This window comes from Microvirga zambiensis WSM3693, from assembly GCF_016735695.1.
GTDB lineage: Bacteria > Pseudomonadota > Alphaproteobacteria > Rhizobiales > Beijerinckiaceae > Microvirga > Microvirga zambiensis.
The window spans coordinates 178,501-204,723 of the sequence record NZ_JAERQD010000004.1 but is presented as its reverse complement, the minus strand read 5'-3'; the positions used below and the strand labels follow the sequence as shown (position 1 = coordinate 204,723).

The 26,223-nt window shown below is 56.6% G+C and carries 18 protein-coding genes and 1 pseudogene; 10 read left to right on the top strand and 9 right to left on the bottom strand.

What is annotated here, in order from left to right; all coding sequences use genetic code 11:
* Window positions 1-87 precede the first annotated feature (87 nt).
* Entirely contained in the window at window positions 88-459 is a 372-nt protein-coding gene (locus JKL46_RS05610; protein ID WP_246529163.1) for a transposase, read from the top strand.
* 23 nt (window positions 460-482) lie between these two features.
* On the opposite strand, the gene JKL46_RS05605 is transcribed toward JKL46_RS05610, so the two are convergent.
* Window positions 483-1,349, bottom strand: coding sequence for a class I SAM-dependent methyltransferase (locus JKL46_RS05605; RefSeq protein ID WP_201830612.1), 867 nt, complete (start codon window positions 1,347-1,349; stop codon window positions 483-485).
* 26 nt (window positions 1,350-1,375) lie between these two features.
* Between JKL46_RS05605 and JKL46_RS36810 the strand changes: the two genes are divergently transcribed.
* Together JKL46_RS36810 and JKL46_RS05595 are read left to right on the top strand one after the other, a co-directional pair.
* Window positions 1,376-1,534, top strand: coding sequence for a glycosyl hydrolase 108 family protein (locus JKL46_RS36810; protein WP_201830655.1), 159 nt, complete (start codon window positions 1,376-1,378; stop codon window positions 1,532-1,534).
* A 133-nt stretch (window positions 1,535-1,667) separates the two neighbouring features.
* Window positions 1,668-1,952 (top strand): lysozyme family protein, encoded by a 285-nt coding sequence (locus JKL46_RS05595; protein ID WP_246529162.1) that lies wholly within the window; start codon window positions 1,668-1,670, stop codon window positions 1,950-1,952.
* A 131-nt stretch (window positions 1,953-2,083) separates the two neighbouring features.
* Here the strand turns inward: JKL46_RS05595 and JKL46_RS05590 are convergent.
* A pseudogene (locus JKL46_RS05590) lies at window positions 2,084-2,917 on the bottom strand (IS5 family transposase); the annotation flags it as partial.
* Between the two features lie 326 nt (window positions 2,918-3,243).
* Window positions 3,244-4,401 (bottom strand): acyltransferase family protein, encoded by a 1,158-nt coding sequence (locus JKL46_RS05585; RefSeq protein ID WP_201830608.1) that lies wholly within the window; start codon window positions 4,399-4,401, stop codon window positions 3,244-3,246.
* Window positions 4,402-4,723: 322 nt separating this feature from the next.
* Between JKL46_RS05585 and JKL46_RS05580 the strand changes: the two genes are divergently transcribed.
* The 3 genes from JKL46_RS05580 (at window position 4,724) to JKL46_RS05570 (ending at window position 10,657) form a co-directional block, all read left to right on the top strand.
* Window positions 4,724-7,240 (top strand): hypothetical protein, encoded by a 2,517-nt coding sequence (locus tag JKL46_RS05580; RefSeq protein WP_201830606.1) that lies wholly within the window; start codon window positions 4,724-4,726, stop codon window positions 7,238-7,240.
* Window positions 7,241-7,673: 433 nt separating this feature from the next.
* Window positions 7,674-9,011, top strand: coding sequence for an FkbM family methyltransferase (locus tag JKL46_RS05575; protein ID WP_201830604.1), 1,338 nt, complete (start codon window positions 7,674-7,676; stop codon window positions 9,009-9,011).
* A gap of 23 nt (window positions 9,012-9,034) precedes the next feature.
* A complete protein-coding gene (locus JKL46_RS05570; RefSeq protein WP_201830602.1) occupies window positions 9,035-10,657 on the top strand; it encodes a hypothetical protein in 1,623 nt (540 codons plus the stop codon).
* 113 nt (window positions 10,658-10,770) lie between these two features.
* Here the strand turns inward: JKL46_RS05570 and JKL46_RS05565 are convergent, their stop codons facing one another.
* From JKL46_RS05565 to JKL46_RS05555, 3 genes are all read right to left on the bottom strand, one after another.
* Window positions 10,771-11,028, bottom strand: a complete 258-nt coding sequence (locus JKL46_RS05565; RefSeq protein WP_201830599.1) for a hypothetical protein — start codon at window positions 11,026-11,028, stop codon at window positions 10,771-10,773.
* 930 nt (window positions 11,029-11,958) lie between these two features.
* Entirely contained in the window at window positions 11,959-13,632 is a 1,674-nt protein-coding gene (locus tag JKL46_RS05560) for a hypothetical protein (protein WP_201830598.1), read from the bottom strand.
* Between the two features lie 138 nt (window positions 13,633-13,770).
* Window positions 13,771-15,993, bottom strand: coding sequence for a glycosyltransferase family 2 protein (locus JKL46_RS05555; protein WP_201830597.1), 2,223 nt, complete (start codon window positions 15,991-15,993; stop codon window positions 13,771-13,773).
* A 205-nt stretch (window positions 15,994-16,198) separates the two neighbouring features.
* Between JKL46_RS05555 and JKL46_RS05550 the strand changes: the two genes are divergently transcribed.
* Window positions 16,199-17,782, top strand: a complete 1,584-nt coding sequence (locus JKL46_RS05550) for a glycosyltransferase family 2 protein (RefSeq protein WP_201830595.1) — start codon at window positions 16,199-16,201, stop codon at window positions 17,780-17,782.
* A 67-nt stretch (window positions 17,783-17,849) separates the two neighbouring features.
* Here the strand turns inward: JKL46_RS05550 and JKL46_RS05545 are convergent, their stop codons facing one another.
* On the bottom strand, window positions 17,850-19,586 hold the full coding sequence (locus tag JKL46_RS05545) for a glycosyltransferase family 2 protein (RefSeq protein ID WP_201830593.1): 1,737 nt from the start codon (window positions 19,584-19,586) through the stop codon (window positions 17,850-17,852).
* A 1,076-nt stretch (window positions 19,587-20,662) separates the two neighbouring features.
* Between JKL46_RS05545 and JKL46_RS05540 the strand changes: the two genes are divergently transcribed.
* Window positions 20,663-22,669 (top strand): acyltransferase family protein, encoded by a 2,007-nt coding sequence (locus JKL46_RS05540; protein WP_201830591.1) that lies wholly within the window; start codon window positions 20,663-20,665, stop codon window positions 22,667-22,669.
* 182 nt (window positions 22,670-22,851) lie between these two features.
* Here JKL46_RS05540 and JKL46_RS05535 read toward each other — a convergent pair whose 3' ends face one another.
* Window positions 22,852-23,979 carry a calcium-binding protein gene (locus JKL46_RS05535; protein ID WP_201830590.1) on the bottom strand — a complete coding sequence of 376 codons (1,128 nt, stop codon included), beginning with the start codon at window positions 23,977-23,979 and terminating at the stop codon, window positions 22,852-22,854.
* A gap of 248 nt (window positions 23,980-24,227) precedes the next feature.
* Between JKL46_RS05535 and JKL46_RS05530 the strand changes: the two genes are divergently transcribed.
* Together JKL46_RS05530 and JKL46_RS05525 are read left to right on the top strand one after the other, a co-directional pair.
* Window positions 24,228-24,446 (top strand): antitoxin, encoded by a 219-nt coding sequence (locus JKL46_RS05530; RefSeq protein WP_201830588.1) that lies wholly within the window; start codon window positions 24,228-24,230, stop codon window positions 24,444-24,446.
* A complete protein-coding gene (locus JKL46_RS05525) occupies window positions 24,446-24,859 on the top strand; it encodes a type II toxin-antitoxin system VapC family toxin (RefSeq protein ID WP_201830582.1) in 414 nt (137 codons plus the stop codon). The genes JKL46_RS05530 and JKL46_RS05525 overlap by 1 nt, the downstream gene beginning before the upstream one ends.
* Before the next feature lie 71 nt (window positions 24,860-24,930).
* Here the strand turns inward: JKL46_RS05525 and JKL46_RS05520 are convergent, their stop codons facing one another.
* Entirely contained in the window at window positions 24,931-25,416 is a 486-nt protein-coding gene (locus JKL46_RS05520) for an HNH endonuclease signature motif containing protein (RefSeq protein WP_201830581.1), read from the bottom strand.
* Window positions 25,417-26,223 lie beyond the last annotated feature (807 nt).

The following is a 26,223-nucleotide window of genomic DNA, read 5'->3' as shown; positions in this document are numbered from 1 at the left end:
TCTTGTCGTGGTCAATCTCCATGCGGCCACTTTACCACGCCGCGGCCGAAATTCCGCGGTCCTCGGCGGATGCGTACGAACAGGGTGTTGCCTGACATCCATGACCGTGCTGGAGCTGAAATCCTGCTATCGGACCTGCGGCATCTGTTTCCCGCGATCAAGTTGATGCGGGCTGACACGGCCTATCGTGGCTTGCGCGACTGGCTCCAGAAGGCCCTCCGTTGGAAATTATCCATCCCGCAGCATTGGTGGACGCGGGCTGACGCGGAGCCGCCAATCCGACCGAGCGGCTTTCACGTGTTCGCACGAAGGTGGGTGGTCGAGCGGACGATCGGTTGGCTGACCACCAACCGGCGGCTGGCCAAGGATTATGAGCGGCTCGTCGAGACTGGCGAGATGCTGCTCTATCTCGCCATGAGCCGCATCCTGCTGCGCCGTCTCACCCGAAAGGAAAGATAATTGCTCCCCAGCCGCTTAGAGGATTATGGATGCTTCCTTAAGACGCGCCACCAGCGCGGGCGGTGCGGCTTCATTCGCTCGAAAACAAAGACTTCTTGGCTGAACACTGTCCCGACTTTCTCAACGAGCCGCAAGCCATGGGACTGGGCTAGTTTGAGCATGTAGGCGTCGGAGATGTCGATCCGAGTCTCCTTGCCAGAGAAACGCTTGCCTTTCTGCGGCTCATTATGGGTTGAAACGACGGCGCGGCCCTGGTTGGACAAGCAGCGCGCCACCTCACCCAGGTAATGTTTGAATGCAGGCTCAAGCAGGTGGGTGAAGAGCGAGCCACAGATGATCAGATCGAATGAAGCAGTCGGCGCAGGTACTCGTGCAGTCGTGACATCCAGCTTGCCGCTGCCATTGTAAAGCGGTGAGTGGATATCAAAGTGCGTAAAGGCGAAATTGGGCAGCGGCTTAAAGGCAGCTTGGCTCCATTCGATAGCCGGCTTGAAGATATCGATCCCAAGATAGGTGGCGCCTGGGATCATGGCGAAGAACCGAGCCATCTTGCCTGAGCCACAGCCGATATCGAGGATGCGCGGCTTGTCGACCTTCGAAACCCGGATGGCAATCTGGGACCAAGCCTCGCCAATGGCATACCAGATGCCCATATCGGCCACGCTCGAGGCTTCCCGCAACTCGGCGCTGGGGATCGGCACCCAATATCGGGGCGCCCCACCCGAAAGAGGATCACTCCCATTCGGGAATTCGCCTTCCACAGACCGCCACATGACTTCGCTGGCGTCAGCATCTGGATTGTGGAGGTATTGCGGGTCACTTGTCATAGAGTTGCAGCCGTTGAAATTAAATGGGTGAAAGGTTATCCCGCTCTCTACATCGTAACGCAAGGTCCTTGGTGCTCGTGCTTTAGGCGCTGCTCACCGCTACATTTCCACTCTCAAAAGAGGATAACAATGTCACCGATACATTCGGGCGGGCGCTAACGCTCGTCCTCAATCACGAAGGCGGATATGTCGATAACCACAAGGATCCGGGTGGCGCCACAAATCCGGGCGTCACCATCGGACCCTGAACGGCTGGCTCGGACGAAAGGCGACCAACACTGGGGTGAAGCCCTAAATCGTGCTGATGTCGCCCGCATCTATTAGAGGAATTACTGGGATGCGTGCCGCGGCGACGACCTGCCGGCCGGCGTTGGCATTGCCGTGTTCGACTTCGCCGTGAACTCCGGTGTTGCCTGTTCCATCATGGCTCTAAAGCGCGACGTTGGCGTTGCCGATGAAGGCAGGTTCGGGCCGATAACTCTCAGGGCCGTCCGCAGCACCGATCCGCACGTCCTGACTAAGCGCCTGTCCACGGATCGCCTGTCCTCTCTAACCAGCCTCAACACATGGAAGACCTTCGGCAAGGTCTGGCCGAACAGCCTTCAGGACGTCGAGAAGGAAGCTCTGAAGATGGCATCACCCGTTGCTCCGAAAAAAGCTGCCTGAACCCTCTCATAACCGGAGCCTCGCCATGGCCCTCAATCTGAAGAACGTCATCTCGTCGGCCGTCGTCGCGGCCACGACAGCTATCTTAGTCGGCCCTGAACAATGCCGTTTGATCAGGCGGCGATTGGATTTCAAGGATTGTGGGCAGTATCCGATGGCGCGAATGACCCCATCAGGGCGGCGAGGAGCCAAGCAACAAATCGCCTGAGCCAGTTCATGATCAGCCGCAGGTTGTGCCCGGCGGCCACCAGCAGCGCATTGATCGCATCGCTGGCGGCTCCGAGCAGGTGATTGCGTCCCAACCTCCCATCCGCCTTCATGTGTCCGATCATCGGCTCGATCGCCGACCGGCGTCTCAGCTCCCGTTTGATCGTCGGTGTGAGGCCACGTCGCTGTCGTGTGATAAACACCCGATCCGTCTTGGCGTAGTCATGCCCACGATAGCCCTGATCGACATAAGTCCGCTCCGGCTCGATGCCCGTCATAGCGATGACTTGGTCGATGGTGGCATCCAACGTATGACCATCATACGGGTTGCCCTCCAGCGATTTGGAGGCGAGCACGAACCCTTCGCGGTTCGTCACCGCCGGCGCGACCTTCGAGCCGAACTCGTAGGGCCGATGCGCCTTGCCCTTGGCGATGCACACCACCTCGGGCGCATGCAGGCTGTACACCTTGTTCTTGCTCGTGCGCTCCTGGGTCAAAAGGCGCTCTGTGAGGCCGAGCAGAGGAGCAAACCGGATCGAGAGCTCCACATTCCTGGCGACATCGCGGTACACGCGTCCGAGATAGGTCTTCAGCCGCTTCAGTTCGCGGCGCATGCGCCGCCTCTGCCGGGCATGGGCATAGCGACCCACCTGCAAGGCGGCGCGTTTGGCCAGACGGGTGTGGGCCTGCCGCAGCGTGAGGCCGTGCCGCTTGGCCTGCCGCACCAGGGCAAGCAGAGCCTTCAGGTACAGCTTCGCGATCGAACACCTAGCCGTCGTATTGTGAAAGTGGGATGGTGAGGTGAACAGGTATATTCGCACTGCCACCTTGGGTCCCTGCTCCAATGATCTCTGCGGGAAGATCCCGCTCGAGCTACAGAATGTGCCTAACCTGACGATTCGGGGATCGGCGAACTACGCACTCCGGTAGGGTCTCTGGCCCATCTCGCTTGCGCTGCCCATTCTGAGCGTTCCACGTATTTCGAGCTTCCCCGTCGATTGGCTTCGTCGGGAGAGCAGCCCGAAAATGGCGTTTTCTCCCTAACTTGCCCTCCTAAGCTTCGGCTTGGGAGGGCAATTTCTATTCAAAATGTGCTCGGAAGTGCAAGGTGTCGCTTAACAATGCAGCTGGCCAACGATCGTCCTAGCTTAGCCGAAGGGACTTCGACAAATCGGTATGAGGCCACTGATGCGATAACCGATAGGGCGCATACGATTGCCGTTTTGATGCCGAACAGCCCTATCCAGTTTAGAACCGGGAGCTCTGGACGGAATGCAAGCCCGTTGTGTGCAAGTACTGCATCAACAAAGATCATAATCGGAAAATGGAGTAGATACACACTGAACGAGATCTTGCCTATAAATCGCAAGACTGGGGTGGTGAGAATAGCTGAAATGGGAGCGAAACGCTCTCGGACTACAAAGTAAACAAGCAGAGCGCAGGCCGGTACTTCAATCCATGCCCAGGGGCGCCAAAGTGTTAAGTCTCGCTTTTCAGTACTTAATACTGCGATTTCTGGTCCCCAGGTAAACACAGCCAACGCCGAAACTCCGGCTACAAGGCCGAATACACCCCCCATAACCTTGTCGAATGTCCGCGGTACATAGCTGATCAGCAAGCCAACGAAGAAGAAAACAGCAAATGACAGGAACATCGGCTTCGAAATCAAAAGGCACAGCGCGAACAGTGCGAGGAAGACAGCCGCGTTCATAGTCCAGTCGGCACACCGTGAGCACCAAAACATCAATGGCAATAGGGCGCTGACTATTACCTCAACATACAGACTCCAAATTACTGGGTTTAAACTGAAGTCGAGAAAAAGCAGACCTCGCCAAAACCAAGTGAGCGCTAGTGGAACAATCTGCCGTGCACTCTCGTCCACCACCCCTAAAGCAACCCATAAGCCAAGACTGATCACTAGGGAAAACCACATGGTGGGTATCAATCGAAGCAAGCGGCGCACGATGTACGCTAAATAGGCCCTAGAGGTTACAGGTGCGGAAGCTTCCAACTGGCAGCCCAGGACAAAGCCACTCAAGACAAAGAACACCAGAACAGCTGGCTGTGGGTCAAAGATCCCCGACATGAGCACATCTAGCCACCGCAACTCGTAGGTCTCACCAAGCTGCAGGTATTGCGGGAATGACCATAGATAACAATGACCCAACACCACCGCGAGGCTTGCTAACCCCCGAAGCGTCTCAATCTCCGGATAAAACTTGCTTTTGACGGTTCGGTGCATGACGAGCCTGTACTAGGTCCCAAGGTTCTTCCGGGGGCGGGGGCTGTGTGCGGTTCTGAACGTCCTAGAACGACTTCGCTGCTTACTCAGTCGTCGGGAAAGCAATGCCGTACCCGACCGGTGTCCTTTGCACAAGGAATCGTTGGCCAAACTTGTCCTCTCGAGCCAATGGCGTTGCCAAGTTGCATTTGACGCGTCCAACCCATGGGCGAAGAGAGATTGGAAAGCGGGAGATTTTTACCTTGATCGGCAGCAAGAACTTGTTAGAAGCGGCTGTCAGCTCATATTGAAATGTGACCTCATGGACGGTCAAGCGTCTCACATGAATACGCTTAAGATTTCAGCCATCACATTTGGCTTGCTCTCAACTATAGTGCTTGTTTTGTTGATCGGGATTGTTGCCTATTTATTCTCACCCCATGGGTCGACACAAGACGAACTCGCATTGGCGATCGAGATTCTTGTCCCGTTCCCATCGATATTGCAGCCTAAGCCGGAGACACGACTTGCCTTTGGTGCTGTCGTTGCGGGATTGCCGTTGATCGCGCTAGCGTCGGCTTTAGCCGCAAAGCGCATAGGGCTCGTGAATAAGGCATCCCTTATTGATCTGGGTCTGTTCGCAACAGGCGTTGCAGGTGCGATCTTCACTTTAAGAAGTGATCCCGTTCTTCCTTCCGCTGGTCTGTCTAAGGCAGAGTTTACGCTCTCTGCATTGGGTGGAGTTGTGCTTGCGCTCGTATCACAGAGATATCCGACCGCAGCAAGCAAGAAAGTGCGGATAGGGACGACGTTCACTCTTTGCTTGAGCGGGGTATTCCTAACCTTTGCGCTCCGTGTCTTCGACTACAATTATGTGACGGCTGAGACCGCCCATCTTGGAGCCTATCTATATTCGATAAACCAGACGGTTTTAGGCGGAACATGCCTTAATGATGTGGTCACGCAGTATGGATGCTACGGCGAATTTTACAGGCCCATATTTGGGCTCATCGATTTAAGCATATATAATCTAACACTAGTCAACGCGGCTCTTCAATCATCTGCACTTGTTGCTGTCCTTGTATTTAGCTCATTTCTAATCGCTCGACCTGTTACTCTAGTCGCATTTAGCGTCTGGGCCATCATGTGCCTCTACAGGATTGATCCGAGCGTATATGATGTGTACTTCCAATACACGCCCCTGCGATTTCTCTTCCCCGCATTGAGCTTGTTAATGGCAATGTGGTGGTGCAGGGCTCCTTGCCTCATGAAGGCGACGCTGATAGGCGTTTTCTCTGCCGCTGCTATATTCAACAATCTCGATAGCGGGGCTGTTGTGGCTGTTGCTTTGGGAACGTTGATTTTCCTTTCAAGTATAGGTCTCGATAGAAATTCTGCGATGAAGATGGGCTGGTTTGCTCTAGCTTATTCTCTCGCGGTGTTTGGTTCCCTCTTCGCGATTCAAGCTTTGTTGTCATATCGTTCGGGCGTTCCTGTCGATCTAGCCGCAATGAGCCTTTACGCAAAGATATTCGCTGGATCCGGCTTCATGATGTTGCCGACCCCAAAACCACCTAGCGCCTGGACGCTGGCTGCCTTCACAGCTGCCGCATCCGCGGCCGTTTACAGCCTTCGAGTTGTACAAGGTAGGGCTTCGGCTCGAGACCATTTGCTGGCTTACAGCACCGTTCTTGGTATCGGGCTGTTCAGCTATTACTTGGGCCGGTCTCATCCATTTGTCTTGCCACTTTGCATATGGCCTCTGATGATCGCGGCCTTTGCTATGCTGGATGCTCTCTCTCTCTATCAAGGCCCCTGGGGAGCGACATTAAGGGCCGGCAGTCTGATAATGGTCGGGTTTCTTGTCCTGGCCGCATCTATAGTTATCGTCCGCGTGGCACCACCGATTGTCACTATGGCTGCAACCCGTTGGCAGCAGATTGGCAAGATGTCGCCGATGTCGCCGGTGGCGGAGGACATCGCATTTATCCGCTCGAACGTCTCAGCTTCGGAAAGCTTTGAGGTACTGGCTGTGCATCAAGCGACTATATATTCTGAGATGCACAAACGGTCGAACCTCCCTGGGCCTGGCGTCGCGGAAATCCTTCTGAGAAGGGATGCTGACAATCTAATCAAGGCTCTCGTGGAAGAGGGTCCTAGTAACCTCTTCATTGACAGAGAGCTGCTAGAGCGACAGCCCTTATTGATGAATACCAGCTCCTGGCTCGAGCAAAGCATGCCGACACTTCATCATACATACGCGCTCAAAAGTTGGAGCAAAGGCAACAGGTTGATGCATCTCGTCCGAAAGCCGTTCGCCGGGGAGGATCTATTCGAAACTCATCCAACCTGCGCAACAGTGCCGCACTCTAGCGCATCCCCGATCTGCTACAGATACAACATAGATTTAGGATCGTTTGTCGGGCCCAATGGTCGCAAATCTCCGTTTCCATTCGATATCGCTCCTACGAGTCCAAATGGCGCGTTCAGCCTTGGCCTGGTTGTTGTCCCAGATGGCAAGCAAGTGGCGTATTCTACAATTGCATCAAGCCATTGCTGCAGCTTTCAAGGTTTTGTTGTCCATGCCTTGCCCGGAGATCGAAGCGAGTATGTACTGACCGTCGGGAACGGTGCTCAGTGGCTCACAAGCGAGCCTTTCCATCTGAAGGACCAGCAGCCGAACGCCATTTCTATCAAGTATCAGAATGAGGTGCTGGCGCTCAACTTGGATGGCAGTGAGGTTGCCCGCATCCATGCCAAAATGGAGCCATCTGCCGTGGGCCTCACGGTAGGCGACTGGTTTGCTCGGTCACGCACCTTCTCTGGCAGGATTGACGAGGCTTGGTATCTTAACCAGTGAAGTCAAGGAGTGGCCGCAGGCCACGCGCCGTCATTGAGATTGTTGAGCGGGAAAAACCCTTGATACTCAGGGCGCCGCCGCTGAGTACTCATCCTTTCGTCTCTGATCTCGCAGAAATCGGCTCGGGGTGACCTGCCACTGAAGCTTCATCCAGTGGCGTTTAGAGCCTCGACAGGTGATAGGTGAAAGTGGAATCCTCAATCCGGCACATATCGTTAATGCCGCTACGGCGCTTTTGACAGGGCGAAATTGATAATTGTTATTACGTTTTATGCGGTAGGGAAAGTTTATTCGATTTCAATGATTTGGATGGCGTGAGCAAATTCTCCGAACTCCCTAAGTGCACCCATGGAATCGAAAAAGAACTAGTAACTGCGTCCAAGTTTCGCTAATTGGCTCGGGCCTATAGGAAACAACAAGCTAGGCTGCCACATTGCCAGAGATTGATACCCGCTATGGTCGCATGAATGTGCCCGATGTCGTTGAGGACATAGTGGGTGCGTCCCTTGCACAATATGGTGAGTGGGCCGACCTCGAAATCCGTTTCATCGCAAGCAATCTTGCAGAGGGTGATAGAGTTGCCGATATCGGGGCGTTTGTCGGGACGTTCGGAATTGGCCTGTCGCATATAAAGCGACTTAAATCTCTCAGTTTTGTGGAGGCCAATCCACGTATGACTGAGGCTCTGCGCGCAAATGTGGCGGCTAATTGCCAAGCACCATGTCATGTAATCGAAACGGTGCTATGTCCCAAAAGCTATCAACCGGCGCGGCCGCACCGCATTGGCAATAATCAAGGATCCACTTCCTACGCAACTGCCACAGGAGCAGGAAACTTCGAAGAGGCTTCTGATCCAGTTGCCCGCATGGACTTCGGCAGCTTGTGGGAAAGCCTAGGTCCGTTCAATCTCATCAAACTCGATGTCGAGGGGATGGAACTCCCCATCCTTGAAGATGCGAGAGAGTATCTGATGAAGGAGCGTGTTAGCGCTTGGGTCGAATGCAATGACGATCCAGCGTCTCTCCGGGTTGCCGAGTTCCTGCTCGCATGTGGACTGAACCTATACTACTTTGCATTTCCTAGCTTCAATCCTGACAACTTCCGCGGTGACTCGACGCCGCAGTTCCCATTCGCTTACGAGGCTGGCCTGTTCGCAACGCATGGCGAACCACAGATTGACCGAGCACTCCTAGCAGTAGGCTGCATCCTGACGCATGTGACGAATCGTGAGGCTCTTAGGAGAGCGATGTGGCAAACGCCAAGATGGGTACCGCCGCAGATCGTCCGCAATCGGGCCGAGGAGACCATTGCTCTGGCTGTGCACGCGTTGAATGGCGATCGATACGAAACCTATTTAAGCGCGGATACCACAGGCGAGCAGAATTCTGACAGTGAATGGGCCCCGGTGGCCGAACTGAAAGAAGAGATTAACAGGCTTGAAACCCATGCGCGCGACTACCAGGACCAAGCACGCAGCCTAGAAAAGCGCACGCGCGAGTTAGAAGCGCAACTGAAAGAGCGCGACTTGCGCTTGCATCAGCTGACAGAGCTGATCAGGTGGACAGAGGCCCTTGCGCGCGATCGATTGATGCTTCTTCAAGGCGAACAAAAACTACGTCATCAGACCGAAAAGAAGTATCAGGAAATCGCGTTCAGTTCGTCTTGGCGCGCAACAAAACCCATTCGCTCGATCCTTTCGAGAGTGCCGCGTCTGCGTGGTTATCTAAAACTATCCGCTCGTGCGCTGATCCAAGGATTGCGTCGTCGGTAATATCATACGGTTCAGCTCATCAAATGAAAGATCAAACTGCCCTCTCACTAGCTAAAGCTTTGTTCGATGCAAAGTTTTATGCGCGCACCTATCCGGATGCATGTCGTGGTATCAAAGATCTCGCGGATGACTACTTTTCCGTCGGATGGCGGCAAGGGCGTAATCCGAGCGCAAATTTTGACACCCGCTACTATCTCGAGATGAATCCCGCCGTGCGAAAAAGCGGCGAGTGCCCCCTCGTTCATTATGCTCGTAAGGGAGCAGCAAGGGGCCTGCATCCTAGCCCGAAGCCGGGTGCCGCCAGCGTTGGGGCGGGTAAATCCGATAACGGAACGTCGAGAACGGTCGTCGATCCCGTCAGAATGGCTATCAACAACGCGGTGTCTCCACGACAGCGCGCAAAACATTGGGCAAACTCGCCAACAACGGCTCTCGCTAACCGAGTGAGCTTACGTGATGCTTTGGCAGAGTTCACCATTGATATGCATCAAGGATTCATTCTTGCGTTTAGTCATGACGACTATGCCAAGGTCGATGGCGGGATCCAGAATTGTGTAGGTGACGAGGAGGCAGAGTTCCGGCGTGCAGGGTGGGCATACATCCATATCTGTCCCGCGCAGCCACTACCAATGCTGTCTGACGAGACGTCAGCAACGGACTTTCTCGTATCAGTCAGGATACAAAGGAAATTGATCGGCGTCTTGACCCTCGAAGAGGTGGTCACAGAAATTGCCGAGTCACGCAATAAAGCCAGAAAGCTCAATCTGGTGGTGCACCACCTGCTCGGCCTTAGCCCTGAGTTGATCGTCGAAACTGCTGATAGACTCTCGCCCGACGAGGTCATTTTCTGGGTACATGACTTCTTTACCCTGTGCTCGAACTACGCTCTCCTTCGCAATGATGTCGCGTTTTGCCACGCCCCCAGTGTCGATTCAGCTGTATGCAGCATCTGTTGCTACGGTGGCGAACGTCAGCGGCATACAAGTCGAGTAAGGAAGGCATTCGAGTCGATGCTGCCGACAGTTCTTGCCCCATCAGAAACGGCTCTGAGCTTCTGGAAGGAGCATCATGATATGCCATTCAAAGCTGCAACTGTCGTTCCGCACGGCGAGTTGGTTTTCGACCAGGCTACGACGATCAGAGATCATCAGTCTCTAAGAATTGGGTTTCTTGGTGTGCCATTCTACAATAAGGGATGGCACACATTTGAAGCCCTTGCGACAAAATTCGCCAGTGACCATCGATACCAGTTCTTCCATCTCGGTGTGTCACAGGTTAAGTCGGCACACAACATCGAGTTCATTAATGTATCCATTAAGGAACAAGGTCGGAACGCGATGACGCGGGCTGTTGCCGATCTGAGGCTCGACGTAGTTGTTAACTGGTCGCTGTGTTATGAGACCTTCTCGTTCACTACGCACGAAGCAATCGCCGGCGGCGCATTTGTGATCGCGCGTAAAGGTGCCGGTAATATTTGGCCAGCTGTACGGCGGATGGGTTCAGACAAGGGATGTGCAATCGATAGTGAAGAAGAATTGTTTGCGCTCTTCGCGGGCGATACCCTAGACAAGCTTACACGGCGGAAGCGTTTCGCTGAGCTGGCGACGAACTCGGCTACGGCGACGTATCTCCTGAAAGACATCTAATGGCTAAGATCCACTGTTTTACAAGCGTAACCTTCAGCTATTTGGATCGAGCGCGGGTGCTCGCAGAGACTGTTAAGCGCTACCACCCGGACTGGGTTCTTTGGTTATGCCTGTCAGATCGGGAGCCCAACGATTTCGTCTTCAATCTTGAAGAGGAAGGCTTCGATCACGTCGTTCGGGTTGACGAGCTTGATATTCCAGATCTCGATGGCTGGATCTTTTCGCACGACATCGTGGAGCTTTGCACAGCTGTGAAGGGTCGAATGCTCTGCAAGGTTCTCGATTCTGGGGCAGAGAAGGTAATTTATCTCGATCCTGATATTGCGCTGTTTGATTCCTTGAATCCAGTTGTTGAGCTTCTCGACAAGCATTCAGTCGTGCTAACCCCTCACTTGGTGAGTCCGGAAAGAACCAGCTATGGGATTCTTGATAATGAAATCGGTTCCTTGAAGCATGGGGTTTACAACCTTGGTTTCATAGCTGTCAGAAACTGTCCAGAGGGCAGGGCCTGTGCAGAATGGTGGAGCGATCGTCTTCTTAAGCACTGCTATGACGACATTCCAGCGGGATTGTTTACAGATCAGCGGTGGTGCGACCTTATCCCAGCCTTCTTTCCACAAACCGGCATTCTGCGAGATCCTGGGTACAACGTCGCGTGTTGGAATCTTAGCAACCGGCCAATTTGCTTGCTCCCGAGTGGTGAGATTACCGCAGGCGGAAGTCCGCTTCGTTTCTTTCATTTCACGAAAGTGAATAGTGTCGGTGAAGCTGTTCTGGAGCGGTACTCCAATGGACGATATGAGGTCTTCGAACTACTCCGGTGGTACAGAGAAAGGTTGTCAGCTCAAGCTGCCCCCCAGATACCTAAGGGATGGTGGGCGTATGGAGCTTACGAGGATGGTACTCCGATCCAGTACGCACAGAGGCATGTTTATCGATCCCGCACACAACTACAGGAACTGTACCCTCATCCCTTCCGATCAGGAGAAGGGACCTTCCAGGCTTGGTGCTCCGAGAACCTTCGGACAAAGTAGAGCCACGTAGAGTTCGAATGCTCTGGGCGGATTATCATTGTACTCTGTAGCTCGTCCTGCATATGTGCACCTGTCGAGGCTCTAAACGCCACTGGATGAAACTTCAGTGGCAGGTCAACGGGCCGCCACTTTCGCCCGGCTTCCGACTTGCGCAGGTTCCCAATAATCTGTTCTTCCGCCATCCGTGAAGGCTTCATAGTCCGTCCTTGTGATGGACCGGACTCTAACTCCATATGCAGGAAAATCTCAGGGGCAGTTCATGTTCTCTCAATCACCGAAGAATTTTGGCTCGAAGCTATAATATTCTGATGAGAGCCTCTTGTATGACACAGTCGCGGATAAGGCTAAGTTATTCGGGGGGGAGAATGGTTTGACCTGCATGAGGAAGTTAACAGCATCAGCCGGGGATAACATATACTCGGCCGGCATGATGCTCCCCCAGTTCAGATCCTTCAGGCGCTGTGCTGGGGCGCCAAGATCAAACACAACGGGAAAGAGCTTTGCCTCAATTAATGATGACAGTGTGTAGCTGAACGTCTCGGGGCCGACAGATGGTAACCAGGCAATATCTGGCGCCTGCTCGTGCAGAAGATTTTGCAGGTCGACGTCTGCATACCTTCCAGTTACGGTCAAGTTAGGTCGTTCCTTGTCAGCGCGATTCTTCGATATTGAGTAGCCTCCAATATATCCGATCACAACAAATTCGATTGGGAGCTGATGGTATGCTGCGTATCGTGCACATTCGAGAATGAGCTTTGAGCCTTTATGCGGATTGATACCCCCGACAATCGCGACCCTTCTTTTTTCGCGGCTCGCCTTCAATAGCTGCGGCCGTTCACCTACCGTCGTGGGATGAGGGCGCAACGTAAAACTTATATGAGGAAAGTACCGCTGCATTCGGTTGGCAACATCTACGTCAGGAACGAAGATGCGCCGAGCGCTATGTAGGAACCGACCAAAGTGCTCCCTCCAATCTTCGATGGAGATGCCGCCACTGTTGTTTGGAAGTGTGCGGAGGCAAGCGCCGCAAGCAGCAGGTTCTGGCTCCCCGCAGTAGACGCCGGAAGCACCGATTAACGTAAAGCGCGGGCACGCGACCATATAGTCATGAAGCGTAACATCATATTGTATACTGGCGACGTCTGCAACCTTGCGAACGAAATCCTCAGCGCCGTTACCGGCATCCGCTAGATGCTGGACGTGAATGTGCCTGATCTTTAATGCCCTTATCGCCTGCGCCAGCGCATCAACATCACTCGGAACATGGAACCGTGGCAAAGTGGGAGCATCATCCAGGCCGAGCTTGTCAAATTCCAGACTCCCAAGCCGTTTAGGATTTGACCTCAGGATATAGACTGGGATTCCTTCTGCCTCTAAAGAGGATCGCATCTCCTGAACGTGCCGTTCAGTCCCACCACCGCGTCCATGGGTGATGAAAAGCATGGCCGGACCAACTTCACGTGCATTGAGGCGCGAGTGCCCAAACTCAAGGCCATCGGGCTGGATCTGTTCCGGTTTCTCGGGAGCAGGCTGAACGGTCGCTTCCAGTCGGCGGACCTCAGCGGGAGATGTTGTCGTACTAGCCCTTAAATAATGCAATATTCGTGCTGCGTTCCTATAGGCCGCGATTGCTCCTTTGCTGAGTGCTCGGATTGGGCGGGTAACTTTCCAAGATGTCGAGCTATAGAGACTGCGAATGATAGCATCCCGGTCCTGCAGGCTCTTCCTGAAGCTAACCTTCGATTGCTTGATTTCTGCTTTTAAGTCATTGATTTCTGCTCTCAGAGCAGTCGGGTCTGAACCACGCTCCTTCTCAGCAAATCGTGCGTTGGCATCAAGCAACTGGAAACGGAGGCGCGTCCGCTCTGCTCGCAACTGCATCAACTCGTCTTGCAACTGCGCCAGGACCGTATCATCAGATTTTTCGTTCGGTGCGTTCATGGCGGTATCAGTATGTTGATCCGAAAGCGGTCACTAGTCTGTGGGTCTGGACTGCCGAGCCTCCCACCGCCTGTTCTGCCTTGTGTTCGCAACGTTTGATTGACGTATCTGTCCGCGTAAATCGAGATTGAAATGGCATCATGGGCGCTCCGATTGGTGATCGGGTTTCGCTCTGGCATCAGGTGCAGGCTGCGCTACGCTGGACTGATCAAGCCGTAATTGCGTTGAGGTGTCCCTCACCCGTGTCGCAACGCCCTGAAGATGATAAATCTTGCTGTGAGGCGTATAGAGAATCCTCTGATTGAGGATCCGCCGCAGGGCTTCGCAGAAGATCCAGTCTGAGCGATAATGGGGCCCGTTGCGCTCATCCAAGCCGCCGAGGGCCTTGATCGTCTCCGGCCGGATCAGGCCACAGAACAGGGGGGCGAAGCCGAGCTCGACGAGGTTGTCGTCCGGGTCGAAGTCCGGATCGAGGATGTTGTCGTGCTGGCTCGAAAGGTTGATGTCGCATTCGAAGCGGGTGTCGGCCGCCGGCATGTGAAGCTTGAGGGCCTTGGTTCCGGCCGGGATCACCTGTCGGGGAACCGCCATGCCCGCGCCCTCGTGCTTGAACAGGACGTATCTCAGCTCGTCGAGCCAATCGGGCGTCACCAAGGTGTCGTTGTTCAGGATGAGGATCTTGTCGTTCCTGTCGGCAAGCTCGGCAAGGCCCCGATTGACGGCAATGGAGAAGCCCGAGGCGCTCGTCTCGCGAAGGAGGCTGGCATGGTCGAGCGACGCAATCATGCTTTCGAGGCGCGCATAGGTCTCATCGGACGATCCGTTGTCGACGACCAGTACGTTGTATGGTGAGGGGGTGTGTTCGGCGATTGAGGCAAGGCACATCGCGAGTTCGTCGAGGGATTCGTAATTCGGGATGAGGATCTGCACGCGCTCGGCCGGCAGGCCGGCCAGCTTCCCCCTTCGAGCGGCCCGCACCGTGCGGCTGATCGAGAACGCCAGGTGTTCGCGTCCGTCCGTCGTCATGAAGGGCTGCGACCAGTCTGCCCTCGCGGCGAGTTTGGCCCTGGCCTCCCGCAGAGCCGCGACCTCACCGTCCCGTTCCCTTGCTACGCTTTCGACGGACGTCTCGGATGTAATACTTTCATTCCGCTGCGGCAGAAAGTGGTGGCCGAGCAGGCACGGAGCCGCCTCGGGGCGCGTCGCTTCCGTCATCCTCGTGATCCAATCCCAATCCACATGACCGCTCAACGAGTCGTCAAAGGGCCCGACCTCGTCGAAAAGGGAGCGGTCATGGATCAGAACCGTCGTGGATAGGGTGTCCAGATTCTCGATCAGGCTGCGGTTGAACGGCGAGAACCGGATGGATTTGAAGGACCAGCCCAGGCGGGAATCGGCATCGAAGCCGTTCCAAACGACCTGCGCTCCGTAACTCGCACGGGCACCGGTCGCACGCATGCGGTTGCGCAGGACAAGAAGGCAGTCGGGATCCCATAAGGTAGTCGGGGCGAGATAGGCGATGAGATTGCCTGATGACGCTGCGACACAGGCATTCCGCGCCTGACCGGCTGTGATGTACCCATCGAGCGGCAAGCGCTTGATGCGGGCATCGTCGAACTGGCAGACAACCGCGTCGGCCTCCGCGCGGTCCCCGATATTCGCGACGATCAGTTCCCAGTTTTCATGGGACTGTATCAGAACCGAGACAATCGTATCTTCCAGCACCCCAACATCATCGGCGGCGACCAGGACAATCGAGACTAAGTCTGCCTGAGATGCTTCGATATTGTCAGCGGAGAACCTCTTCTTCTCGCCGTCCATATACGCGACGATCCGAAGGTCATACTCGGTCAGATCGGGCCCGATCAAGTCAGGCTTAATCATGGCGCGCCGGAGATACTCGGCGAGCGTGGTGCTGGGTCGATAGACCGTGCGCTTCTCGCGGAAGCGGTAGAGTTCCAGGTACTGCGTCGGCGGCATGCGGGAGAGGATCGGGGAAGCCGTCGCGCGGAAGAGATGCTCTTGCGGCAGCGTCGTGCGCACGGGAAGGGGAACATCGGCGAACAACGGGGTCGGCGAGTGGCCCGCCAGCCTCCCATTCGTCTGATAGTGCTTGTAAGCTTCGTCGTGATCGGCTGGCACCTCAGGATGCCGGCTGACGTACCAACGGGGATCGAACAGAAGGCGCGCAATGTCCTTCCGTGGCGGCTCTTTCGGGACGGGTGCAGGTGGGGGAGCCTGGATAGGCGGCGCGACAAGCTTGGCCGTTGCCTGGACGAAGCCACCTGGCACGACGGCCTTCATCATCCGTCTTACGGGCCAGGGGATTCCGGAAAGCGCGGCCTTCAGAAGAGCTCTCATCGTTCCCATTACGATCTGTGGCGCCAGCGCTGCTCCGGCCCTCATGGAACCAAGGGCCTGTAACATAAATACCCCAAAGTCAATGAAGGATCAGCGGATTGGCAGGCGGGAGGAGCGCAGAAGCGCCTGGCGCCGCGCGGCTTGCCCCGCCGTCCGCCCGGATGATAAGTCTCGCGCCTCATGTGCAACAGGCTGACCATCCCCGATGAAACATCTCCTCCGGCGAACCGCCACTCGCCTTAAGCAGAACGATCTTCTCAGGAGGGTGCTGTTTCAGCTGAGAGCGATGTCGCTGAACCGCCGGACGGCGGTTTTGGGCCGGGCCGGAGCGCTCCTCGAAGCGGGCAATTTCAACCGGGCAGCCGAATATCTGCTCCACGCCAAACCGAATACGGTGCGAGCATGGCGCGCTCTGCTCAACGCGCTCCTCGCGGCTCATCGGTTCGAGGAGCTCGTCCAGGTCTACGAGACGATGCCCGTGGAGCCCAGGCAGGATCTCGACTGCCGAAATCTCTATCTCTTGGCCGCGGCCAATCTGAAGCGCTTCGATCTGGTCGGGCACATCATCGGGACCGTTCTGAAGGAGCCGGAAAGCGAGGACGCCGCGGCGTTCCTGGCGAAGGTATTCCTATTTGCCGAGAATCTGGGCCCGGCCACCGGCAAGGCGGCACTGAGGTACATCCTGGACCATAGGGTATCGCTGACCGCGAGCCATTTCGACATCATCCTGAAGTGCGCTCATCACCTCCGGTCCAGAGGCATGGTCGCAGAGGCGCACGAGCTTGAGACTGCCCTCAGGGGCGAGGCGCGCAGCGACAGGAACAGGTCCAAGATCGACATTCTTGATGCGCAGATTCATTTCTGGAGCGGCCGTTATGATCTCCAGACGGAAGGTATCAACGCCGTTCTTGCCCGACAAGGTCTCGATCCGGTTGCTCTGAAAGATGCGCATGCGCCGCTCTGCTGCGACAACCTCAGGGCGGCCCTCGATATGGCGGCTCCCGTACGGGGGCCGCTGGTCTCGATCCTGATGCCCGCCTACAACAGTGCGCGGACCCTATCCTACGCCCTGGAATCGTTGCGCAGCCAAACCTACCGGGATCTCGAGGTCATCATCGTCGACGACAGCAGCGACGACGAAACCGCCCCGATCGCCGTCCGGTTCTGTGACGCCGATCCGCGTTTTCGCCTGATCGCGCTGGCGCAGAATTCAGGCGCCTTCGTTGCTCGCAACACGGCTCTAGCTGCCGCGACGGGCGACTTTGTCACCAATCAGGATGCCGACGATTGGGCTCACCCTCAGAAGATCGCGAGCGCTGTCGCCGAACTGCAAAGAAACCGGTCGGCGGTTGCGACCTGGGTTGAACACATCCGCTGCTCGCGGGAGCGCGGATTCCGGGCGTTGAACGGCTATCTTCGGCCGGATGCTTCATCTCTGATGTACAGGCGCGGCGCAGTGATCGAAAGGATCGGGTGGTACGACTCGGTCCGTGCGGCTGGCGATGGGGAATTCCATCTTCGAATGGAGCGGGCCTTCGGGCGGCACAGCATCGTGAGGATCGGCAAGCTGCTGTCGTTCGTGAACTGGTCGGAGGCAACTCTCTCCGGCGGCGGAGTCTTCGCTATCGACAGCGAGATGGGGCTCTTCAGCCCCGTGCGCAGCGCCTATCGACGGTCCTTCGGACTCTGGCACGAGACCGCGGAGAGACCCCAAATGCCTTTTCCGCTTGATAGGCGTCCGTTTCCGGTTCCGGAAAGTCTGCTCCCCGCCCAGACCGTTCGGGATTGAGCGCGCCCGCAACCGCGACGGGAGCCGTCTCTTCTTCGCACTCGGCCGATCGACGCGCGAACCTGACCTACGAGTCAGTCACCTCTGGCGCGACGGGCTTGAGGCTATTCAAGGCACGGATCAATCCGGCTTCGTCGACGAGGAGCGGAGCGCATCCGAAATACTGTGCCGCAGCTTCTGCCTGGAGGGTCGAAGGTGTGTTATCGCTGACAACGTATAGGCGCTCGGCCGCGATGACCGGTAGCGGCGATGGCGGATCGTCGAGGAGAGCGGCATCAAGGAGGATAGCCGCTTTGCATGAGGCATTTTCACCGGGAACGATATTCACGACGAGAGCGGCCGCAAGGGCAGCGCGGACCGGCGGCATGATGTTGGACTCGGCACGCCTGAAGCTTGGCCAATGAACGAGGCCGAGTTTAAGGCCAGCTTCCGTCAGCGTCTGCCAGCGGCCGACGTCTTGCTCGAAGGACCGGGACGCATCGGCGAAGTTCCCGACGACGATGACGTCGATGTCCTGGATAGGCTCCCGATGTCCCAGGATGATCCGGGGGGCCGGAAAGCGCCGGTCCGGCGTCATGCGCAAGTCGGGCTCGGGCTTTGCCATCTCCGTCGCATGCCAGAAGCGATAAGCCTCCTTGTACTGGCGCCGCGCCCCATAGTTCACGGTCGCGATCCCGGCAGCCTTGGTCTGGGTGAGCGAAGAGCCGCTGAACAGGATGAGAGTCAATGGCGTTGCGGGAAAGAGCTTGTTCGGCACGAGATTGTGCCGTGCTCGGATGCGCTCGTACAACTCCGAGTCCGCTCCGAGCCGCGTGACATCCCAGCCGCCGAGATCAGCCAAAGTTTGCCTTCTCACGAGCAGCGATGAGGTGTTCTCCATGAGCATTCCGGCCATATTGGCCTTGACGTCGAAGCGGAGATCGTTTGCGACACGAACGCCGATTGTTGTGCTGATGCCGTCCGGGCGGGAGGTTGCATGAAGCATCTGTGCGGCGAACTTTTCCGGGTGCGACCAGTCATCCGCATCGTGAACGGTAACGAAGTCTCCCGTCGCATGAGCGAGTGCTGTATTCCTCGCCGCGTATGCACCGCCGTTTTGTTCATGTCGCAACGGAATGACACGGCTGTCGCGTCCCGCAAAGTGCTGGATGACCTGCCAGGTCCCATCCGGGCTCTTGTCATCGACCACGAGGACTTCCAGATTGCGCCACGTCTGATTGAGGACGCTGTTCAGGGCGATCGGGAGAGTATCGGCGCAGTTATAGGCGGGAACTAGAACGCTGAGCTTCGCCGATGCCTCCGTAGGGCGCGGATGAGCAACGGTGAGGTTCTCGATGCTCAAGGGCGCATCATCGTTCAGCAGGCTGACTTTCGAAAATCCACTTTCCTCGTAGACCTTGTTCAGCCATGCCAGGCGCTCGGCATCGGCTAAGCGCACCGATCCGGCCCGGCCGGCCAGCGCGTGGCAGATATTCGCGGCCGAGAAATAGAACTCCGCCCGCATCCTTGTGTGTTTCGAGGCCCATTGCAGCCATGCTTGAGCCTCGTCCGGACGGTCGAGGCGGAGCAGGCATTCGACCATCATGAGCTGGGTGTAGACATTGCGGCGCATTCGGGGGAAGGCCGTCGTCATGAGAACTAGGTTCTCGAGCGTGGCGCCGTAATTTCCATTAAAGGCATACCACTTCGCGAGTGACCATGCCGTCGCGGCCAAGGTCGTCCGCTCGCGCTGAGCCAAAGGCTTGGAAAGTTCGAGTTCCCTGGCGGCTCGCTCGCCGAACCCCGACCAAATCTTGGAAAACAAGGGGTGGGGCTCTCGGTTGGGATTCGGCTGCTGAAACCGGTCCCAGGCTTGGCCATTCAATACCAGGGGGATTGAATCCAAACCAATTGCAAGCTTCCTAACCGGCTCCGGGAACCTCCGCTTGATTAGGGTTCGCGCCTCCGTCGGAAGGATACGCTTGAGGTTCTGTGCAATGCTCATCTGTGAGGATCACATCCCGGCCGCCAGGGGGGCACATATGGATTGAAGGGCTTGGGCAAAGCCGGAACCTATATATCTGTTGCATCGGTAAGCAAAGGAATTTGGCTCCCAGCTGGACCTTAAGCCAACCTTAGCCTCGAACTGATAAGCTCTGTAAACTAGGCCGCTTGGTAAAGTTTTGGGCTAAGCTTAAATGTTAACTGTCTAGGAGCAACGAGCCCTCGAAGTTGCCCGCTTTTGTATATACATCAAGATAGATACGGGTGAGGCGCTGGCCATCGCAAAAGTCTGCCAGGCGGGCAACAGTCCGGCCGTCCGACACTCCAAGCAATTTCGCCTCGCCCGCGATCCGGTGGAGATCGTCCGCCTTGGCGCTGTTGTGCTGCGATACAGGCTCAAGACGTTGTCGGGGCGCTAGAATTGCTGTGTGCCCTCGCAGTAGTGGAGTGCAGCGGTGGTCCACCGTAAGACCGAGAGGAGATTTGCTGACCAGCTCGCTTCCGCGCCATGTAGACGCATCTCATTGCCCAGGGGGGCAACCTCCTACGGAACAGCGATCTCCAGACGACAACTCACTCGAAGAAGAGGCCTGGGTTAAACTTCACCACCAGCGGTGGCGCGAATTCCAGGGGGTGCTAAGGCTCGTCATCGAGACTGGATGCAGAGAATATCTCGGGCACCCGACCGTCAATCCCGTTGAAGCCACAGTTCCAAGCACAACGAGCCTATTCTGTCGACTGCTCCCAACAGGATTACGACGCCCTAGCGCCGTTGCTATGGTGCTTCATACTTGTTGCAATTATTGCGTGGCGGCCTCATCGTATTCCACTCTATAAGCTTGCAAGGAGGCCACTCTTCTTAGTATCAAGCTCGCTCTGTCTGGTGAATTCTGAAATATGCTATCCGCCCGCCACCAGCTTGTTCCCGAAATTCAAGGCCTTCGTGCCGTGGCGGTGCTGGCCGTTCTCGTCTATCACATATGGCCGAGCGCGCTGCCGGGCGGCTATGTGGGCGTCGACGTCTTCTTCGTCATATCCGGCTACCTAATCACTGGTTCCCTCTTCAAGGAGTTCGAGGGCACCGGCAGGATCGACATTCCGGCCTTCTATGCCCGGCGTATCCGGCGCCTTCTGCCTGCCGCAACCGTCGTATCGCTGGCGGTGGCCCTCTCGATCCCCTTCTTCGCGAGGGCACAATGGTCGGACATTACCGGCAGCCTCGTCGCCAGCGCCTTGTACGTCCAGAACTGGTTCCTGGCCGCTCAAGCGGTGGACTATCTGGCCGATGACGCCAGGGGGCCGATGAACCACTTCTGGTCGCTTTCGGTCGAAGAGCAATACTACATCGCCTGGCCCCTGATCCTCCTTCCCATCCTCTATCTTGCGCGAGGGAAAACAATCAGCCGCCGCGCAGCCTTCGGGTGGTTCATCGGCCTGATCGGACTGGGATCGCTTCTCTATTCGATCTGGCTGACACCCCTCAATCCGGGCGTGGCCTATTTTGCCACCACCACCCGGGCCTGGGAGCTCGCTCTCGGGGGGGCGCTGGCCGTCTTTCAGGCGAGAAAGCCTCTCTCCCAACCTGCCCGCGCAGCGCTCGGGGGCGCCGGCCTTGGCGCGATCGTCGTCGCGTGTCTTGCTTATAGCGACGAGACTAGTTTTCCCGGTTACGCAGCCATATTGCCAACGTTCGGGGCGGCCGCCGTGATCAGGTCCAGCGGCGCCTTGTCACGCTGGTCGGTCAGCCCGGTTCTGAATGCACGCCCGTTCCAGTATCTCGGCGATATATCCTACTCGCTCTACCTTTGGCATTGGCCCGTCATCATCCTCTTCGGCGAGGTGACAGGTCGGTCGATCGGACCGCTGTCCGGCCTTGTCCTCCTCATCGTCTCCGTGGCCTTGGCTCATCTGAGCAAAGTCTATGTCGAGGATCCTTTCCGCACCGGCGGAGCTTCGGTCAATCGGTCCTTGGCCGCAGGCTTGGCTGGGATAATTCTTATCGTCGGCCCCGGGGTGGGCTACCTGGCATGGAGGGACAGCTTTCCTGACACCGGGGTCGCCGGAGGGTTGCCGCGAGGGGCGGTTGCCATGCAGGATCCAGGTTACGACTGGCGTCAGGAGGATCTTGCACGCGCTGCACCGCAGCCTGCGATGGCCAGGAAGGACGTTCCGGCGGCCTATGCCAGCAAGTGCCATCAAAACCAAAGCCGAACCGAGGTCTTGAGCTGCGATTACGGGGATCCGAAGAGCAAGCTGAAGATCGTCATGCTTGGGGATTCCCACGCCACGCATTGGTTTCCGACATTCGAAGAGATGGCCCGGCGGCAATCGGTTTTTTTCCGTGGTGTAGCGAAATCCGCCTGCTTGTTCTCGCTCGAGGCCGTGTACAGCCCGACACTCAAGCGCCCCTATAGCGAATGTGCAGAATGGTCGAAGAACGTTCTCGCCTGGCTCGCTCGGGAGCGGCCGGACGTGGTGCTCATCTCGCAGTCGCCTGCATATCCTGCCTCGGTGGTGGAAGGCATGGGAAATGCATGGCAGCGCCTTCTTGACATTGGGTTGAATGTCCAAGCCGTTGCTTCGACTCCCTGGCTACAATTCGAGCCCGGCAAATGCTTTGCGACGAACGAGAATTGGCAGGGCGCATGTATCCCTGATCGGGCATCTGTCTTCAGGCCGGATCTGACGCTTGCTGCGGCACAACGGCTGAAGGTGCCGTCACTCGATTTTTCTGAGCACTTTTGCCGGGCTACCTCCTGTCCAACAATAATAGGCGGCGTTTTTGTGTACCGCGATAGCCATCATATGACAGCGACATTTGCGCGAACTCTCGTTGAGTCCATGGAGAGTAAATTATCTTTGACCTCCCGCCTCAAGGCCGCTTCTGGAGCAATAGACGGATAGCGCTCGACCCTGGGCGCTGCGCCAGCGGCAAAGGGCGTATCCTTATGGTGTTGGCTCAAGAGACTACACTGACCTGATCCGCAACTTGGCCCGCGAGTGCTCAATGCAACAGGTAGGATTAACCCAGTGTGCCGCCGCCGCGTGGTCTTGGCTGAAGACCGTGGGACTGCTGCAGCCCGAGCCTAGATCACCAAAATGTCCAGGTTGGCCATTTTCAGCCCTGTGGAGAGCTGTGCCACCACAACCTGCTCAGACGCGCCATTGCCATCTTGATCGTAATAGAGCACGCCATGGGCGCGGTCGTAGATGACACGGTCGGTTGAATCATGCGCGAAGGTTCCCGTCCTGAAGGCCGACGACTTCAACACGCCATCGCTTCCCAAGCCCGTGAACACCTTTTTGTTTAGCCAGAACGTATCGTCGGCGACAGAGAAGTCGCGGATAGTGTCGACGTCTGCGGGGCTGCTCGGAACCGCATTATAGACGAAGGCGTCCTTGCCTGAGCCGCCGCGAAGGATGTCTGCGCCCGACTCGCCGTAGAGACGGTCGTTGCCGCTTCCGCCGGTCAGGACGTCATCACCAAAGCTGCCGTAAAGGCGGTCGTTATTGCTCCCACCATCCAAAACATCGTTGCCGGCTCGACCATCTAGACTGTCGTTGCCATCGCCGCCGAAAAGACGGTCATTGCCAGAACTGCCGTGGAGTTGATCGTTGCCACCTTCTCCGTAGAGGCGATCGTTTCCATCTCGTCCATAGAGACGGTCGTTTCCCTCGCCACCTAGGATCAGATCGTTATTCGCTGTTCCGAAAAGCGCGTCGTCCACGTTCATATATTTGAGCTGACCATAGAGCGGGGCATCCGACCGGCTCACGCCCACAGGAAGGCTTGTGCTCAGGTTCAAGCCGACCGAGTGAAGCACCGAGGCCACGACGGAGTTGCTGTTCAGGTCTCCTCCAGGCGCTCCCCTGACGATGTCGACGCTATAATCGAGATCGGCTTTTTCTATGTTGTTGGCATGCTCGACCATGATCTGCCAGACGTCGTTGGCATCTCTGGAGCCGAGATCGAGAACTTTGCGGTGCCTCTCCTCAGGAGTGTCAGCGCCTCTCCGATCGGGCGAGGTGGCTAGATTGGCATCGACCAGCGTCTCAAGATCACCTTTTGATCCTGCTGTGCCGCGGATGACCTTTTCGGAAATGACCCGTCCCAAGTCGTCCGTGACCGTCTTAACGAGATAGAGATGAAGAAAGCCGCTGTCGACTCCCTCGAATTCGACGGGCTTGGCTTCAACGGCGATGACGGTGGGCATGGGCAACTCCCTGGGCAACTTAGCAATCATGGCGCCGCAATTCGGGCGGCAATGTCATCAACATCCTCGATGGCCTTGCCGTTCCATCCACCAACCTTGGCACGCGGCCAAGGCGACGTAGCGCGTCCGGCACCACTCATCGCGGGTGAGGAGAGCGACACACCCATGAGGCTAAGCGGACAAATGAGACCACCCTTCTACGATCGTTAGGCCATGTATATACATTGATGTATATACGGAGGTTTGGGATGGTCGTCGCTAAGGTTTTCCGGTCGGGTAACAGTCAGGCAGTCAGATTGCCCAAGCAATTCCGCCTTACGAGCGACGAGGTCGAGATCTTTCGCCGCGGTGACGAAATCGTCCTACGCGAGAAGCCAGGGAATTTGGCCCGCGCCTTTGAGCTGCTGGCTGATCTTCCGACCATTGAGCGCAATGATCCTCAACCCCAGGAGCGTGAGGGCCTGTAATGTCCGATCTACGCTATCTCCTGGACACCAATATCTGCATCTACATTCGCCGGGACCAGCCACAGGCGGTGCTCGATCGATTCAAGGTGCTGACGCCGGGCTCGATGGCTATCTCCGTCATAACCTATGGCGAGCTGGCCTATGGGGCCCAGAAAGGCCCAGAGCCCAACAAAGCGCTCATGATCTTGGACGAGCTCACAGCACTAATACCTGTCCTTACGATGGCAACCGGTGTCGCTGGCACCTATGGACGCATTCGGTCCGAACTCGCCGCCCGCGGCGCCTTAATTGGCAACCATGATCTCTGGATCGCGGCTCATGCCATGACCCTGAATCTAACCCTCGTGTCGAACAACGAGGAAGTGTTTCAACGGGTCAGCGGCCTCAGTCTCGAAAATTGGGCCAATCAATAGTGCCAATGCCGGTACGAACACCGATGCGTGTCGGCGTACTCGTCAGCTGACTTCGTGATGAAGCCGACGCATTACTCACGCAGCACGATGGTGCCATCGAGCCGTTTCCTCCAGCGGCTTTGCCGACCACAGGGCATCGGACGTTTGGATTGGGCAGCGCCCAGGTGCCGGATTTTCTGGCGCTTGGCTTTCGCGGTGCGGCGATGATCGTCCTGAGTCTTACGCAGCCCACAGGATTCATGCGCTGGTCCCATGTTGTCGGGTTCATCCGGCCCTCCGAGCTCCAAAGCGCGAAGGTGCTCGATAATCCAGCGTTCGCGAACACCATCAATTGGCCGCTCACACAGGACGCAGATGCCGCGGGCGCGCTCCCAAATCGCCAGGCGCTGCCGTTGCGTGAGCTTGAGCCGCCGCGTCGTTCCCACATCGCACAATTCGACAACGGTCATATCCGTATGGCCCTCAGCGTTCGACGGGCGTCGGAGGCCCGCCGACTTCGCGCTCATGATGATCACCATCTCGATCGGCACAAAGTGAAACCGCGCCTTCACTTTCATCGATCGGAATAAGCTGAACCCGCAGGCCGGTTGAGGCAACAGTGAGCTCAGACGGAGCGGACGGGCTTACCCAATCTATCTTCTGCTGTGCGGGACGGTCCTGTGCAGGAGACAAGCAGGTTAGTCGGTCGCTCGCCTCTGGCGCTCCCACAAACGTCATCACATACGTTGCCCGCCGGGCCAACCAAATCAGTTCCGCTTGAGAACATGTCAACTGGTTATGTTCGTTCACCTGCAGCACGGCTGCAATATCGCGGATAAGTCGGAGCAGAAGATCACAGTCGCGGCACGTGCGAAGGGCTGCTGCCTCGGCAGCGTTGTGATCACCTGCGATGAGCGCTCCTACGACTGCTTTTGCTGAGCGAATGGCATAACTGAGCTCTGTACGGGTGCTGGGAGTCTCAACGATTGGGCCTTGTTCATCTGCCATAGGACGGTTCTCCAAACAGCATTAATTAGGAGCCGGTCTGTGACCGGGGCGGGAATGCACTCGAATTTTTCGTCCTTCTGTTTCAGAGGATTGATGAAGCTCTGAGACACAATCTTCCGGCCGCCTGGCAATATCTCAGGCGAGACGTTTCGGTTTATGATTGGCAACACGCGCTTGAGGGCGACAGGCAACAAACGAGCCCACATGCTCATTGATGCTAGCGTTTTACCGTGGTTTCCGCTCCACGACTCTACGCTCGTGAGCAGAATTCCCGAGTGCATTAAGGGGTGCATGGCGGGTCACTGGGGATCCTGCTGCCATAGTTATGAGAATTGTCTTGAAAGGCGCCAGAGTTCGAGCGAGTTGGCCAAATAACG

Excerpts from the sequence above, each read along its gene's own strand:
- JKL46_RS05560 (WP_201830598.1), bottom strand. The coding sequence starts at position 13,632 with ATGAACGCACCGAACGAAAAATCTGATGATACGGTCCTGGCGCAGTTG.
- JKL46_RS05570 (WP_201830602.1), top strand. The coding sequence starts at position 9,035 with ATGAAAGATCAAACTGCCCTCTCACTAGCTAAAGCTTTGTTCGATGCA.
- JKL46_RS05540 (WP_201830591.1), top strand. The coding sequence starts at position 20,663 with ATGCTATCCGCCCGCCACCAGCTTGTTCCCGAAATTCAAGGCCTTCGT.
- JKL46_RS05580 (WP_201830606.1), top strand. The coding sequence starts at position 4,724 with ATGAATACGCTTAAGATTTCAGCCATCACATTTGGCTTGCTCTCAACT.
- JKL46_RS05585 (WP_201830608.1), bottom strand. The coding sequence starts at position 4,401 with ATGCACCGAACCGTCAAAAGCAAGTTTTATCCGGAGATTGAGACGCTT.
- JKL46_RS05520 (WP_201830581.1), bottom strand. The coding sequence starts at position 25,416 with ATGAAAGTGAAGGCGCGGTTTCACTTTGTGCCGATCGAGATGGTGATC.
- JKL46_RS05565 (WP_201830599.1), bottom strand. The coding sequence starts at position 11,028 with ATGCTTGTCGAGAAGCTCAACAACTGGATTCAAGGAATCAAACAGCGC.
- JKL46_RS05535 (WP_201830590.1), bottom strand. The coding sequence starts at position 23,979 with ATGCCCACCGTCATCGCCGTTGAAGCCAAGCCCGTCGAATTCGAGGGA.
- JKL46_RS05555 (WP_201830597.1), bottom strand. The coding sequence starts at position 15,993 with ATGAGAGCTCTTCTGAAGGCCGCGCTTTCCGGAATCCCCTGGCCCGTA.
- JKL46_RS05525 (WP_201830582.1), top strand. The coding sequence starts at position 24,446 with ATGTCCGATCTACGCTATCTCCTGGACACCAATATCTGCATCTACATT.
- JKL46_RS05550 (WP_201830595.1), top strand. The coding sequence starts at position 16,199 with ATGAAACATCTCCTCCGGCGAACCGCCACTCGCCTTAAGCAGAACGAT.
- JKL46_RS05530 (WP_201830588.1), top strand. The coding sequence starts at position 24,228 with ATGGTCGTCGCTAAGGTTTTCCGGTCGGGTAACAGTCAGGCAGTCAGA.